The 13,465-nt window shown below is 70.2% G+C and carries 10 protein-coding genes; all 10 read left to right on the top strand.

Going from position 1 to position 13,465, the window contains the following annotated elements; all coding sequences use genetic code 11:
* Nucleotides 1-28 precede the first annotated feature (28 nt).
* The 10 genes from FND50_RS27460 to FND50_RS27415 all read left to right on the top strand — a co-directional run bounded on the left by FND50_RS27460 (nucleotide 29) and on the right by FND50_RS27415 (nucleotide 13,389).
* The gene (locus tag FND50_RS27460; RefSeq protein WP_144287803.1) at nucleotides 29-931 is read left to right on the top strand and encodes a shikimate dehydrogenase; all 903 of its coding nucleotides are present in this window, start codon (nucleotides 29-31) and stop codon (nucleotides 929-931) included.
* Nucleotides 928-2,877: an FAD-dependent oxidoreductase gene (locus tag FND50_RS27455; RefSeq protein WP_144287802.1), complete on the top strand. Its 1,950-nt coding sequence runs from the start codon at nucleotides 928-930 to the stop codon at nucleotides 2,875-2,877. The genes FND50_RS27460 and FND50_RS27455 overlap by 4 nt, the downstream gene beginning before the upstream one ends.
* Nucleotides 2,874-3,671, top strand: a complete 798-nt coding sequence (locus FND50_RS27450) for an aldo/keto reductase (RefSeq protein WP_144287801.1) — start codon at nucleotides 2,874-2,876, stop codon at nucleotides 3,669-3,671. Before FND50_RS27455 ends, FND50_RS27450 begins: the two co-directional genes overlap by 4 nt.
* The gene (locus tag FND50_RS27445; RefSeq protein ID WP_144287800.1) at nucleotides 3,671-4,768 is read left to right on the top strand and encodes a Gfo/Idh/MocA family protein; all 1,098 of its coding nucleotides are present in this window, start codon (nucleotides 3,671-3,673) and stop codon (nucleotides 4,766-4,768) included. The genes FND50_RS27450 and FND50_RS27445 overlap by 1 nt, the downstream gene beginning before the upstream one ends.
* Nucleotides 4,765-6,489, top strand: coding sequence for an FAD-dependent oxidoreductase (locus tag FND50_RS27440; RefSeq protein ID WP_144287799.1), 1,725 nt, complete (start codon nucleotides 4,765-4,767; stop codon nucleotides 6,487-6,489). Before FND50_RS27445 ends, FND50_RS27440 begins: the two co-directional genes overlap by 4 nt.
* Entirely contained in the window at nucleotides 6,486-7,313 is an 828-nt protein-coding gene (locus FND50_RS27435; protein WP_144287798.1) for a sugar phosphate isomerase/epimerase, read from the top strand. Before FND50_RS27440 ends, FND50_RS27435 begins: the two co-directional genes overlap by 4 nt.
* A gap of 23 nt (nucleotides 7,314-7,336) precedes the next feature.
* Nucleotides 7,337-8,248 carry a LysR substrate-binding domain-containing protein gene (locus FND50_RS27430; RefSeq protein ID WP_005253940.1) on the top strand — a complete coding sequence of 304 codons (912 nt, stop codon included), beginning with the start codon at nucleotides 7,337-7,339 and terminating at the stop codon, nucleotides 8,246-8,248.
* 136 nt (nucleotides 8,249-8,384) lie between these two features.
* Entirely contained in the window at nucleotides 8,385-9,698 is a 1,314-nt protein-coding gene (locus FND50_RS27425; RefSeq protein ID WP_144287797.1) for an MFS transporter, read from the top strand.
* A gap of 1 nt (nucleotide 9,699) precedes the next feature.
* The gene (locus tag FND50_RS27420) at nucleotides 9,700-11,646 is read left to right on the top strand and encodes an FAD-dependent monooxygenase (RefSeq protein ID WP_144287796.1); all 1,947 of its coding nucleotides are present in this window, start codon (nucleotides 9,700-9,702) and stop codon (nucleotides 11,644-11,646) included.
* 9 nt (nucleotides 11,647-11,655) lie between these two features.
* The gene (locus tag FND50_RS27415) at nucleotides 11,656-13,389 is read left to right on the top strand and encodes a dihydroxyacetone kinase family protein (protein WP_144287795.1); all 1,734 of its coding nucleotides are present in this window, start codon (nucleotides 11,656-11,658) and stop codon (nucleotides 13,387-13,389) included.
* The last annotated feature ends 76 nt before the right edge of the window (nucleotides 13,390-13,465 follow it).

The following is a 13,465-nucleotide window of genomic DNA, read 5'->3' as shown; positions in this document are numbered from 1 at the left end:
GGCCCGCCCTTCACTGCAGGAGATTGTCATGCACCCCGTATCCACCCGGCACCGGATCCGCCTCGTCGGGGCAGGGATCGCCACGTCCCTGTCGCCGGCGCTGCACGAACACGAGGCCGCCGCCCTCGGCCTGACCGACTACCGCTACGACCTGATCGATGTCGCGGCGGAGGGCATCCCCGTCGACAGTTCCGGCGACACGCTGCGGCAGGCCGTCGCAGCGGGTTGCACCGGACTCAACGTCACCCACCCGTGCAAGCAGGTGGTCGTCGACTCCCTCGACGAATTATCCGACAACGCGCGACTTCTCGGTGCCGTCAACACCGTCGTCGTCCGTGACGGGCGGCTGATCGGTCATAACACCGACCACAGCGGATTCCTCGCGGCGCTGCGCCGGGGACTGCCCGATGCCGCGCTCGGCCGCGTCGTCCTCGCCGGTGCGGGCGGTGCCGGTTCGGCCGTCGCCTACGCGCTCGCCGCCGCCGGAGTGACGGACCTGCGGATCGCCGACCTCGACCCGGCCCGTGCAGCGGACGTCTGCGCGCGCCTCGCGGCGGCCTTCCCACAGACGCGGGTCACGGCCATCCCCCCCGACGCGATCGAAGCGAACCTGGAGCACTGCGACGGCGTCGTCAACGCCTCCCCGATCGGCATGGTCGGACATCCGGGAACGCCGTTCGACACCGGCGCGCTCCATCCCGGACTGTGGGTCGCCGACATCGTCTACCGCCCCCTGCGGACCGAACTCGTCGCGGCAGCAACCGCTCTCGGCTGCGACGTGCTCGACGGCGGTCAGATGCTCGTCGCTCAGGCGGCCGACACGTTCGCCCTCCTCACCGGGGTCACGCCCGACCCTGACCGCATGCGACGTCACCTCGGCGAACTGCTCGCCGATCAGTGCGCCCCGACCGTTCTCGAGGAGTCCCGATGACCGCGCGTCCGTTCGCCGCACCACTCGACCTGGGTAACGTACGACTGCGCAACCGCTTCGTGTCGGCGCCGATGGAGCGCAACTACTGCGAGGTCGACGGCACGATGACCGACGAGTACATCAAGTACCTCGAGCGCCGTGCGGCGGGCGGCGCAGCGCTCGTCTTCACCGAGGCCAGCTACGTGCGGGCCGACGGCAAGGGCCGTGTCCGGCAGATGGGTGTGGACGTCGACGAACGCATCCCGGGCATCGCGAAGATGGCCGAGGCGATTCATGCGCAGGGTGCCCTTGTCGGCGTCGAACTCAATCACGGCGGCCGCACCGCGCAGGGTTCCGTCAGCGGATTCGTCCCCGTCGCACCGTCACCGATCCCGTGCGCGGTGGTCGGCGGCGAAATGCCCGAGCAACTCGACGGCGACGACATCGAGCACATCATCGAATGCTTCGGTGAGGCCGCCGCGCGCTGTCAGCAGGCCGGGGTCGACGTGATCTCGCTGCACGGCGGTCACGGCTATCTGATCCACCAGTTTCTCTCGCCGGCGTACAACCACCGCGACGACGAGTGGGCCGATCCGGCACTGTTCGTCAACAAGGTGATCGACGCTGTGCGCGCGATGGCACCGGGTATCGCTCTCGGACTGCGATTCTCGGCGTTCGAGGCCGTCGACGGCGGTCTCGACGCGGAGACGACCCGCGCCCGGATCGACGCGATCGCCACCGACCGGCTCGACTTCCTCGACGTCTCCGCCGGTAACTACGAATCCGGGCAGTGGATCATCCAACCCGGCGAGTGGCCGCGCGGGCTCCTCGCCCCGTTCTCCGAGCAGTACACTCAGGACTTCGACCTCCCCGTCGGGGTCGCAGGCCGGATCAGCTCACCCGAGGTCGCGGCGCAGATCATCGAATCCGGGCAGGCCGACTTCGTCAGCATGGCCCGCACCCTGCATGCGGACCCGGACTTCCCGAACCGCGCGCTGGACGGCGGCCGGTACCGGCCCTGCATCGCCTGCAACTACTGCATCGACAGCCTCGCCGCCGGACCCGTTCCGTGCTCGGTCAATCCGTGGGTGGGCCGCGAGCGCGAGCAGCCGTCGAAGTCGGCGGACGTGGCGGTGCGTGTCGCCGTCGTCGGCGGTGGCCCGTCGGGGATGGCGGCCGCCCGCGACCTCGCGCTCGCCGGGCACCGCATCGACCTGTACGACGAACGCGGCAGTCTCGGTGGCGATTTCGCGCTGGCCTCCCAACTGCACGAGTACCCCGAGTACGCACGGATCGTCGACTGGTACGTCGCCGAGATCGCCGGCCTCGACATCACCTGCCACACCGGCACGCGGGTCGACGCCGCCGCACTGGCGGAGCTCGACTACGACGCCGTCGTGCTCGCGACGGGCGGCCGCGGACCCGACGTCGACCTCCCCGGGGTCGACACCCGGAGGGTCCGCGACGTCCGCGAGTTCCTGGAATCCGGAGACCCTGCGCCCGCGGCAATCACGATCTTCGGCGCCGACCGGGAAGCGGCCGCGGTCGCCGACGACCTGCTCCAGCACGGCACGAAGGTGGTCATGATCGGCCCGCAGGAGACGATCGCCCACGATGTCGGCCGACGCGGCAAGATCGTGCTGCTGCCGCGGCTCGCGGCGAGTGCGAACCTCACCACCCATCTGTCGTCGATCGTGACGCGGATCGAGGAAGACCGGGTGGTGATCTCGACCGCCGGGGACGAGCGGGTGGTGGACGCTCCCGGTGAACTGCTGATCTCGCACGGCGTCGAGCCGCGCACCGACCTGCTCGCCTCAGTGCGGGCGCTGGCACCGCGACTCGGCGTCCACACGGTCGGTGACGCGAGTGGCGATGGCGGCTCCATCCACGCCGCTCTCGTCACCGCAGCCGACGTCGCCGCGAAGATCACCGCGGCCGCCGATGCTCGCGAGGAGGTCAGCGCATGATGGACATCCCGCCCCTCGGTCTCGGGACCTGGCCACTGACCGGCCCGGACGCCACCCGGGCCGTGCTGTCCGGTATCGAGGCCGGCTACCGGCTCGTCGACACCGCCACGATCTATGACAACGAGGACGCTGTGGGTGTGGCGCTCGCGGAGTGCGGACTGCCCCGCGAGGAGCTGTTCGTCACCACGAAACTGCGGGGGAGCGATCACGTGTCGGGTGACATCCGCGGCGCGGTCGAGCGCAGCCTGAAGAATCTGGGACTCGATCGGCTCGACCTGTTCCTCATCCACTGGCCGCTGCCCCGCCACGACAGGTACGTGGCGGCGTTCGAGGCGATGCTCGCGTGCCGCGACGCCGGCCTCGTCCGCTACGTCGGCGTCTCCAATTTCCTGGAGACGCACCTGCGTCGCGTCGTCACCGAAACCGGAGAAGCGCCGGCAGTCAACCAGATCCAGATGGACCCCTCGCTCGCCCGGCTGCCCGTCCGGCGCGCGAACGACGAACTCGGCGTGTCCACGCAGTCGTGGAGCCCGCTGGGCCGCGGCGAGGTGCTCGACTCGCCCGTGGTCACCGACATCGCCCGGCGCCTCGACCGCACCCCCGCGCAGGTGGTCCTGGCCTGGCACTTCGCGCAGGGTGTCGTGCCGGTCGCGAGATCCGCGAATCCCGCGCGCCAGGCCGAGAACCTGGCCGCCCTCGACGTGCGGCTCACCGCCGCGGACGTCGACGCCCTGAACCGTCTCGACCGCGGCGAGTCCGCGGCCAGGGACGTCGAAACCGAGGAGCGCTACTGATGGCACTACGTACCGGCATCGTCGGTTGCGGAAAGATCGCCGGCAACCACGCCCGGGCGCTGCAGCAGGTGCCCGGCGTCGAGGTGGTCGGGTGCTGCGACCCCGACGTCGACCGCGCCCGTGAGTTCGCATCCGCGCATGACATCGCGCGGGCCGTCGGTTCGGTGGAGGAGTTGATCGCCCTCGGCCTCGATGCGTGCACCGTCTGCACCCCGCATCCGGTGCACGAGCAGGCGGTCGTCGCTGCGGCGGAGGCCGGGATCCATGTGCTGTGCGAGAAGCCGATCGCGGTCGACGTCGCCGCGGCCGACCGGATGATCGCGGCCGCCGACCGCGCGGGCATCACGTTCGGTGTGCTGTTCCAGCGCCGGTTCTGGCCGGCCGCACGGCGGATCAGGACGGCCATCGACGACGGACGGATCGGCATTCCGGTGCTCGGTGAGGCGTCGGTGCTTCTCCACCGTCCGTCGTCCTACTACTCCGCCGACGAGTGGCGCGGACGGTGGGACACCGACGGCGGCGGTGTCCTGATGACGCAGGCCGTCCACCAGATCGACATGCTCCAGTGGTTCATGGGTGAGGCCGTGTCGGTGAGCGGCTTCATCCGCACCCACACACACGGCGACCACATCGAGACCGAGGACAGCGCGTCCGCCGTCGTCTCGTTCGCGTCGGGCGGCACGGCTTCCGTCACCGCGACCACCGGCGCCAACCACAACCTCGGCAACCGGGTCACCGTGATAGGGCAGACCGGTGCGATTGCGAGCGTCCTGGAGTTCCCGGAGGGCCGGGAGGGCGTCAACGAGATCTGGACGGTCCCCGGCGAAGTGGAGTTCCGTGCCCCGTTCCCAGCCGACGTCCGTGCCAATCTCGACGTCACAGAAGTCAATGCCGGACTCGCCGACTTCCACACACTCCAGGTGCAGGATTTCGCGGACGCCGTCCTGACCGGTCGCGAGCCTGCCGTCACCGGACGTGACGCGCGCGCCTCGCTGGCGATCATCGCGGCGATCTACGAGTCTTCGCGCACCGGCCGGGTCGTCGACCTCACGCCCGCAACGACTTTCGCAACGACATCCGCTCAGGAGACGCTATGACCCCCGAACACACCATCGCCACCTACGACGTCGTCGTCATCGGCTCCGGAGCGGGCGGTCTGTCCGCCGCCGTGGCCGCAGCCGACGGGGGAGCCTCCGTCCTCGTCGTCGAGAAGGCGGACACGTGCGGCGGCGCGACGGCGTGGTCCGGTGGCTGGATGTGGACGCCGCGGAACCTGTTCGCGCAGGCCGACGGCGTGAACGAGGACCGCTCGCTGCCGCGCACCTATCTTGAGCACCGACTCGGCGAGAACTTCGACGCCGCCAAGGTCGACGCCCTGCTCGACGGCGCACCCGAGATGGTCGAGTTCTTCGAGAAGAAGACGGCCTTGCAATTCGTTCCGGGCGCGAAGATCGCCGACATCCACGGCGACACTCCGGGTGCGGGCACGGGACACCGCTCCGTCGGGCCGAAGCCGGTGAGCCTCCGGAAGCTCGGCCCCGACGTCGCGGCGCTGCTCCGGCGGCAGCTCTACGAGACGTCGTTCCTCGGCATGGGCATCATGGCCGGCCCGGACCTCCAGGCTTTCCTGCACTCGACGCGTTCGGCGAAGGCATTCGTGCACTGCGCCCGCAGGGTGTCCACGCACCTGCTCGACCTCGCCACCACACGCCGCGGCCAGCAACTCGTCAACGGCACCGCGCTCGTCGGCCGGCTGCTGCGGTCGGCGCTCGACGCCGGCGTCGAGATCCGCGTGAGCACGGCGGCCACCGCGCTGACCACCGACTCCGCGGGCACCGTCACCGGTGTCCGGCTGGAGGGCCCGGACGGGGCCTACTCCGTGTCCGCCCGCCGCGGAGTCGTCCTCGCGACGGGCGGCTTCAGTCGCGACGTCGACCGGCGCCGCGAACTCTTTCCCCGCACACCCACGGGCCGTGAACACTGGACCCTCACCCCGTCCACGACCACCGGCGACGGCATCACCCTCGGCGAGTCGGTCGGCGGCCGACTCGACCGCTCGGTCGCATCGCCGGTGGCGTACTGCCCGGTGTCGATCATCCGGTACCGCAACGGCAAGGAGGGCGTGTTCCCGCACATCCTCGACCGCGGAAAACCCGGCGCCATCGGCGTTCTCGCCGACGGTCGCCGCTTCGTCAACGAGGCCCTCGGCTACCACGACTACACTCTTGCGATGGTCGAAGAGGTTCCCGACGGCGACGAGGTCTGCTCCTGGTTGATCGCCGACCAGCGGTACCTGCGGTACTTCCCGCTCGGCATGGCCAAGCCGCTGCCGATCCCCACGTGGCCGTACCTGAAGTCCGGCTACCTCACCCGCGGCCGCACGGTGCGCGAGCTGGCCGAGAAGATCGGCGTCGACCCCGACGGCCTGGAGAAGACGGTCGCAGCGTTCAACGAGGGCGCCCGCGACGGCGTCGACCCCGAGTTCGGTCGTGGCACCACCCCGTTCACCGTCGGGTCCGGGGACGCCGACAATCCGTGGCCCAACGCCTCCCTCGCACCGCTCGAAGAAGGCCCGTTCTACGCGGTGAAGGTGGTCCCCGGCAGCTTCGGCACGTTCGCCGGTCTGGTCACCGACAGGGCGTCCCGGGTGCTGAACGACGACGACCAGCCGATCGACGGGCTGTTCGCCGTCGGGGTCGACCAGTCCAGCGTCATGGGCGGCCACTACCCGTCGGGCGGCATCAACCTCGGTCCGGCCATGACTTTCGGCTACCTCACCGGTCGTCGCCTCGCCTCGACGACCGGAGATCTGCGATGACCGCCCCACTCGGCCTTGCCGCACTCACCGTGCTCGACACCGCGCCGCTGCAGCAGGTGGACCTCGCCGAGAAGCACGGCTTCGACACCATCGGCATCCGGCTGCTGCCGGCCGCGCCCGGCACCACCGCCTACCCGCTGCACGAGGACGACGCCGCCCTCGACGCGCTGATCCGTCGTCTCGACGATTCGCCAATCGAGGTGTTCGACCTCGAAATCATCCGGCTGGGAGCCGATTTCGACCCGAAGTCGTACGTTCCGCTGCTCGAGGCGGGCGCACGCCTCGGTGCGAAGGCCGTGCTCGTCGGCGGCGACGACCGCGACCGTTCCCGGCTCACCGACTCCTACGCCCGGCTCGCGGAACTGTGCGCGCAGTGCGGCATCGTCGCGAGCCTCGAGTTCATGCCGTGGACGGCCGTGCCCGACGCGGCCACCGCGGTCGAGATCGTGTCGCAGGCCGACGGGCCGGCGCGCAGCGTGCTGGTGGACGGGCTGCACGTCGGACGGTCGAGCACCACGCTCGACGACCTGGCGGCGATCCCTCGGGAGTGGCTGCACTACGCCCAGATGTGCGACGGCTCGGTGCCTGCGCCCACGGACGACGCCGAACTGATCCGTCAGGCGCGCGAAGAGCGGCTGGTGCCGGGGTCGGGCGGCATCCCGCTCGCCGACATCTGGTCGACGTTGCCGGCGGGCCTGCCGGTGAGCATCGAACTCCCCAACGAGCCGCTCCGGCGAGCCGTCGGCACGGACGCGTGGCTCGCGCGGCTGGTCGCCGCCACCCGGGAGGTGCTCGCGCAGGTCCCGGCGGCCACCGGACGCTGAATTTTCCGCGCTACCGTTCTTGCATGCCCCGCCCCGACAACGTCCCCGTGTACACGATGCGCCAGCTGGCAGCGTTCGTGGCGGTCGCGGAGACCGGGACGATCAGTGGTGCGGCCGAGCGGATGCACCTGTCGCAGTCGGCGTTGTCCGCGGCGGTGACGGACCTGGAGAAGGCACTGAAGGCGCAGTTGTGTGTGCGCCGGCGGGCCCGCGGTGTGCAGCTGACCCCGACGGGGGAGGCGGTGCTGTCGCGGGCGCGTGCCCTGTTGCAGCAGGCGGGGGAGTTGCAGGCCGACGCATCCGGGGAGGGCGGTGTCGTGGCGGGGCCGATCGCCGTCGGCTGCTACCCGGCGCTCGGCCCGACGATCCTGCCGTCGATGTTGTACGCGTTCACCGCGGAGTACCCGCGGGCGTCCGTGGAGTTCCGGGAAGACACCCAGAACCGGTTGCGGACGCAGCTCGAGGGCGGCGAACTGGACGTCGCCATCGTCTACGACCTCGACCTCTCCCCGGAGTGGCAGACCGTGCCGCTCATGACCCGCGAGCCGATGGTGGTGCTCGGGGCGGAGCATCCGCTGGCGGGTGTCGACGGGCCGGTGCGGCTCGCGGATCTGGCCGAGCACCCGATGGTGCTGCTGGACGCGCCACCGAGCACCAACCATGCGATGGACGTCTGCCGGGAGGCCGGATTCGCGCCCCGGGTGGCGTATCGGACCGCGAACTTCGAGACGGCGCGGGCCTTCGTCGGACGCGGTCTGGGGTGGACGCTGCTGCTGCAGCGTCCCCGGGTGGATGTCACGTACGAGGGGCTGCCCGTCGTCGTGAAACCGATCGCCGACCCGAAACCGGCGTCGGTGGCCGTGGTGGTGGCGTGGCATCAGGAGGCGACGCTGAGCCGGGTCGCGCGGGCATTCATCCGGTTCGTCACACCCTGAGCTGCGCATTCACGCCTTCCACGGTTTTTCTGCAATTCATGTGGGGATAGTCCCGCTTTTCAGATGTATGTGAGTCGGGTCATTGTTTTCCGGTAGCGCGATGAGTGCGCGCGCAGCAGAACCGGGAAGGCAGACGATGACGGCAATCACCGAGGCGACACCGCCGGTGTCTCACAAGGAAGCACGCAGGGCAGTCCTGTCGAGCTTCGTCGGTACCGCGATCGAGTGGTACGACTTCTTCATCTACGGCACCGCCGCAGCCCTGGTGATCGGACCGCAGTTCTTCCCCGGCGCGTCGACGTTCGCCGGAACCCTCGCCGCATTCGCCACGTTCGCGGTCGGCTTCATCGCCCGCCCGATCGGCGGTGTCGTCATGGGGCACTTCGGTGACCGCATCGGACGCAAATCGATGCTGGTGCTGTCGCTGACCATGATGGGCGCCGCGACCGTCGGCATCGGCCTGCTCCCGAACTTCGAGGCCATCGGGGTGGCCGCACCCATCCTGCTGGTGGCGTTGCGGTTCGTCCAGGGCATCGGCGTCGGCGGCGAATGGGGCGGCGCGGTGCTCATGGCCACCGAACATGCCCCGGAAGGCAAGCGCGGCCTGTACGGCGCGGCACCGCAGATGGGCGTTCCGGCCGGAGTGATCATGGCGAACGTCGTGTTCCTCGCCGTCACCCAGTTGCTGTCCGACGACGCGTTCCAGACGTGGGGCTGGCGGGTGCCGTTCCTGATGAGCGCCGTGCTCGTCGGCGTCGCGATGTGGATTCGCCTCGGCGTCTTCGAGTCCCCGGCGTTCGCGGAGGCCAAGGAGAGCGACACGATCGTGAAGATGCCGATCGTCGAAGTGCTGACCCGCAACTGGCGGACGGTGCTGCTCGCGGCCGGCACGTTCATCGCGACCAACGGCATCGCCTACGTGTTCATGGTGTACGTCCTGACGTACGGCACCAAGGAACTCGGATACAGCCGCGCCACCATGCTCACACTGCTGATCGTCGCGTGCCCGGTCTGGATGGCGGGCATGGCCGTGTCGGCCTGGAAGTCGGATGTGCTCGGCCGGCGCCGCGTGTACACGTGGAGTTCGATCGCGCTCGTGATCGTGGCCGCGGTGTTCTTCCCGCTCATCGACACGGCGTCGATCCCCGTCATGCTGATCGCGATGATCGTGATGGCGGCGGTGCTCGGCACCACCGCGGGGCCGCAGTCGGCACTGTTCGCGGAACTCTTCCCCGCCCACATCCGCTACAGCGGTGCGTCTCTCGGCTACCAGATCGGCGCCATCCTCGGCGGTGGGCTCGCACCGTTCATGGCGACGTGGCTGTTCGAAGCGTTCGGCACCTCGACGGCCGTCACCGCCTACTTCGTGGTGATCGCCGTGGTCAGTCTCGTCTCGATCCTGCTGTTGCCGGAAACCACCACCAAGCGCCGGGAAGCGGAGGCCGCCTGACATGTCCACCTACTTTCAGCCACAGAAGTACCCGGCGACGGAGTTCGCGTCGACCGGTGCAACCGACGAGGCCCTGCCCGTCGTCGTCGTGGGCGCGGGACCGGTCGGCATGGGCGTGGCGCTCGGCCTCGCGCAGCGCGGCATCCCCGTCGCCGTGCTCGAGGCCGCCGACCAGGTGTCGTTCGGCAGCCGCGCCATTTGTATCTCCCGGCACAGCCTCGAGGTGGCCGCCCGGCTCGGCTTCGGGCCTGAACTCGAGAAGATCGTGCTCCCCTGGGTGGGTGGGCGCAGCTTCTACCGCGACGAGCCGGTGCTGCACTTCGAGATGGCGCACGGCGACCATGACGTCCGCGGGCCCATGGTCAACGTGTCGCAGTCCGAGATCGAGCAGATCATGACGGACACATTGCTCGCGCACCCGCTGATCACGTTCCACTGGTCGTCGAGCGTCGCCGGGGTGCTGCGGTCGGACGAGGACGTGACGCTCGACGTCGACACCGCGTTCGGTGCGCGCCGCCTGCGTGCGCGCTGGGTGGTGGCCGCCGACGGCGGTCGCAGCCGGATGCGTGAACTCGCCGGAATCCGGTTGCAGGGAAACAGCTATCAGGGTAATTACGTCATCGCCGACATCCACTGGGAATCGACGCTGCCCGCCGAGCGGATGGTGTGGTTCGACCCGCCGAGCAACCCCGGCTCGACGATCATCATGCATCAGCAGCCCCGCGACATCTGGCGCATCGACTACCAACTCGACAGCGCCGACGACGCCGAACTCGAGACACAGGAAGACCGCATCCGCGACCGGATCACCCGGCACCTCGACTGGCTCGAGAACGACGTGCCGTGGACCCTCGAATGGCACGGCTTCTACCGCGCGCACGCGCTCGCGCTGGACGACTTCACGCACGGTCGCATCCTGTTCGCAGGGGACGCCGCCCACCTGGTGCCGATCTTCGGAGTCCGCGGGCTGAACTCCGGCATGGAGGACGCCGAGACCCTGGCCTGGACACTGGCCGCCGTCGTCCACGGGACCGCGGATGAGTCTCTCCTGCAGGCGTATTCGGTCGAACGGCGCGCCGCCTGGCAGCAGAACGTCGACAACGCGGGCAAGTCGACGCTCATCATGTCGCCCGGCAGCCACGGCTACCGCACCACCCGCGACGCGGTGCTGGCGCTGGCCACGACCCGTCCGGAGTTCGGTCACCTCGTCAACCCGCGGCAGTCGAGTGCGACGCACGCGCACCTGTCGCCGCTCACGTGGCCGGTGGCCGAGGGGACCACCGGCGTGCTGCCCGGGGATCCGATGGAGGACCGGCGCGTCCGCGTCGCCACCGCCGACGGGTCGGTGGAGTCTTCGCTGAACCGTGTCCGGGGAACGGGTTTCGCGGTGCTCGGTGTCGGAGTCGACCCGGCCGGTGCTCGGATGGTCGCCGCACATGCGTCCGCGCTCGCAATGGCGCTGTCGCCGGAATCGGTGCGGGCGGTCGTCGTCCCGGCACCGGGGGCGGCGGTGGACGGGGCGGCCGACCTGATGGTCCTCGACGACCCCGACGGCGCGTTGGCGCAGGCCCTCGGCGCGTCCGCGGGTGAGTGCTTCGTCATTCGCCCGGACGGACTCGTCCTGTGCCGGGTCCGGGACCTGTCGCTGCTCGGCGACGTCCGCGACCACCTGAAAACGGCAACCGCCCCCGCGCTGGGCGTCGTCCCCACGCACACGGAGACGACGGCGACGCCGGACGAACTGCTGCGCGAGAACGTGTGGATGGGACTGTCCGAGGCGCTCGACCAGGCGGGCGAATCGGACCGTGAGGGATTCCTGACCCGGCTCGCGCTGCTGCTCGGATCGCAGTCGGGCCGGCGGGAGTTCGAGGAAGCACTGGCCGCCGCCTCCCACGTGAGTGGCAAAGTGTCCTCAGGCACGCCGCGGCACTCACATACGGACGCTTAGCCTGGGAGCATGGCGCACCCACAGTTCCTGAACTCGCCCAAGTCCTTCGTCGTCGACGCGCTCCGCGGGGCCGTCGCCACCACCGACGATCTCGAATGGCATCCGGAACCGGGTTATCTCACACGGCGGGAACCGTTGCCGGCCGGGCAGGTCGCGTTGCTGTCGGGCGGCGGGTCCGGGCACGAACCGTTGCACGCCGGGTTCGTCGGCCGGGGCATGCTCACCGGAGCTTGCCCCGGCCTCATCTTCAGTTCGCCCAATGCACTGCAGGTGCGGGCCGCCACCCGGGCCGTGGACGCGCGCGGCGGCGTCGTGCACATCGTGAAGAACTACACCGGCGACGTCCTCAACTTCCGCATCGCCGGCGAACTGGCGGCGGAGGACGGCATCACGGTCGAGCACGTGCTCGTCGACGACGACGTCGCCTCCGAACAGGAGGACGGGCCCGGACGTCGCGGCACCGCGGCCACGATCGCGGTCGAGAAGATCTGCGGCGCTTCGGCCGAGCGCGGAGACGACCTCGCCACCGTCGCGGAGTTCGGGCGACGCACCGCCCGGAATTCCCGCAGCATGGCGGTCGCGTTGAGAGCGTGCACGGTCCCGGGGGCGGACTCGCCGTCGTTCGACCTCCCCGACGGGCAGATCGAACTCGGGATCGGCATCCACGGCGAACGCGGAACCGAGCGGGTCGACGCGATGGGGGCGGCCGAACTGGTCCGCCGGCTCACCGACCCCGTGCTCGCCTCGCTCGGCGCGGAGCGGGGCGAGCCGGTGATCGCGATCGTCAACGGGCTCGGCGCGGCGCATCCGCTGGAGCTGCAACTGCTGTTCGGTGAGCTCGCCGACCACCTCGCGGAGCGGGGTGTGGTGATCCGGCGCTCGCTGGTCGGCAGCTTCGTCACCGCCCTCGACATGGACGGCGCGTCCATCACACTGGTGCGCTGCGACGACCAGCTTCTCGACCTGTGGGACGCACCGACCGCCGCACCGGGATGGCCCAACGCCCCGGCCGGTGAATTCCGCGGCATCGCAGACGAATCCGAGGTGCGCTTCCGGTCGAACGTCGCCTCCGGTGAGGACGAGCCGGAGGTGTCCGGCACCGCCGACACGCTGGGCCGTGCGGCGGTGGGCGCGTGGATCGGCGCGTTCGTGGAGAAGGTGCTTGCCGAGGAGGCGAACCTCACCGACCTCGACCGCCGCGCAGGCGACGGGGACTTCGGCACCAACATGGCGGCTGCACTCGACCACGTCGACGTTCCCAGGATCCGCGACAGCTACTCCCCGCCGACGGTGTTCGAGTCACTGTCCGACGCCTATCTCGGTCACGCGGGCGGCACGTCGGGCGCGCTGTTCGGTGTCTGGTTCCGGCAGTTCTACCGGGTGGCCGCCGGCGCACCGCACGGTCTGGATCTGAAGGCGATCGCCGCCGCGGCACGGGCGGGCCTCGATACGATCCAGGAACTCGGCGGGGCGCAGCCCGGAGACAAGACGATGATCGACGCCATCGACCCGGCCGTCGCTGCCCTCGAATCGGCCGCCCCGGCCGGGAAGAGTCCGGCCGCAGGTCTGGCCGAGGCCGCGGACGCCGCCGCACGTGGCGCCGAGGCGACCGCGGACATCACCGCGCGGCGCGGCCGGGCCAGCTACATCGGGGAGGCGGCGCGCGGCGTCGTGGACCCCGGTGCCCTGGTGCTGTCGTGGTTCTTCGCCGAGGCGGCGGAAGCGGCCCGCGCGGTCGGGTAGTCACCGTGCGCCGGGCTCGGCACGTAAGGTGAGGGGAAGAACGCCGAGTCGTGCTGCGCAAACCCGTCGCCACACC

This window comes from Rhodococcus sp. WB9, from assembly GCF_007558985.1.
Lineage (GTDB): Bacteria > Actinomycetota > Actinomycetes > Mycobacteriales > Mycobacteriaceae > Rhodococcus_F > Rhodococcus_F opacus.
This window is presented reverse-complemented; position numbering and strand designations above follow the sequence as displayed.

What these genes read in the sequence shown, in the direction of transcription:
- FND50_RS27430 (WP_005253940.1), top strand. Translation starts at nt 7,337, where the DNA reads ATGCCCCGCCCCGACAACGTCCCCGTGTACACGATGCGCCAGCTGGCA.
- FND50_RS27460 (WP_144287803.1), top strand. Translation starts at nt 29, where the DNA reads ATGCACCCCGTATCCACCCGGCACCGGATCCGCCTCGTCGGGGCAGGG.
- FND50_RS27415 (WP_144287795.1), top strand. Translation starts at nt 11,656, where the DNA reads ATGGCGCACCCACAGTTCCTGAACTCGCCCAAGTCCTTCGTCGTCGAC.
- FND50_RS27435 (WP_144287798.1), top strand. Translation starts at nt 6,486, where the DNA reads ATGACCGCCCCACTCGGCCTTGCCGCACTCACCGTGCTCGACACCGCG.
- FND50_RS27455 (WP_144287802.1), top strand. Translation starts at nt 928, where the DNA reads ATGACCGCGCGTCCGTTCGCCGCACCACTCGACCTGGGTAACGTACGA.
- FND50_RS27445 (WP_144287800.1), top strand. Translation starts at nt 3,671, where the DNA reads ATGGCACTACGTACCGGCATCGTCGGTTGCGGAAAGATCGCCGGCAAC.
- FND50_RS27440 (WP_144287799.1), top strand. Translation starts at nt 4,765, where the DNA reads ATGACCCCCGAACACACCATCGCCACCTACGACGTCGTCGTCATCGGC.
- FND50_RS27425 (WP_144287797.1), top strand. Translation starts at nt 8,385, where the DNA reads ATGACGGCAATCACCGAGGCGACACCGCCGGTGTCTCACAAGGAAGCA.
- FND50_RS27450 (WP_144287801.1), top strand. Translation starts at nt 2,874, where the DNA reads ATGATGGACATCCCGCCCCTCGGTCTCGGGACCTGGCCACTGACCGGC.
- FND50_RS27420 (WP_144287796.1), top strand. Translation starts at nt 9,700, where the DNA reads ATGTCCACCTACTTTCAGCCACAGAAGTACCCGGCGACGGAGTTCGCG.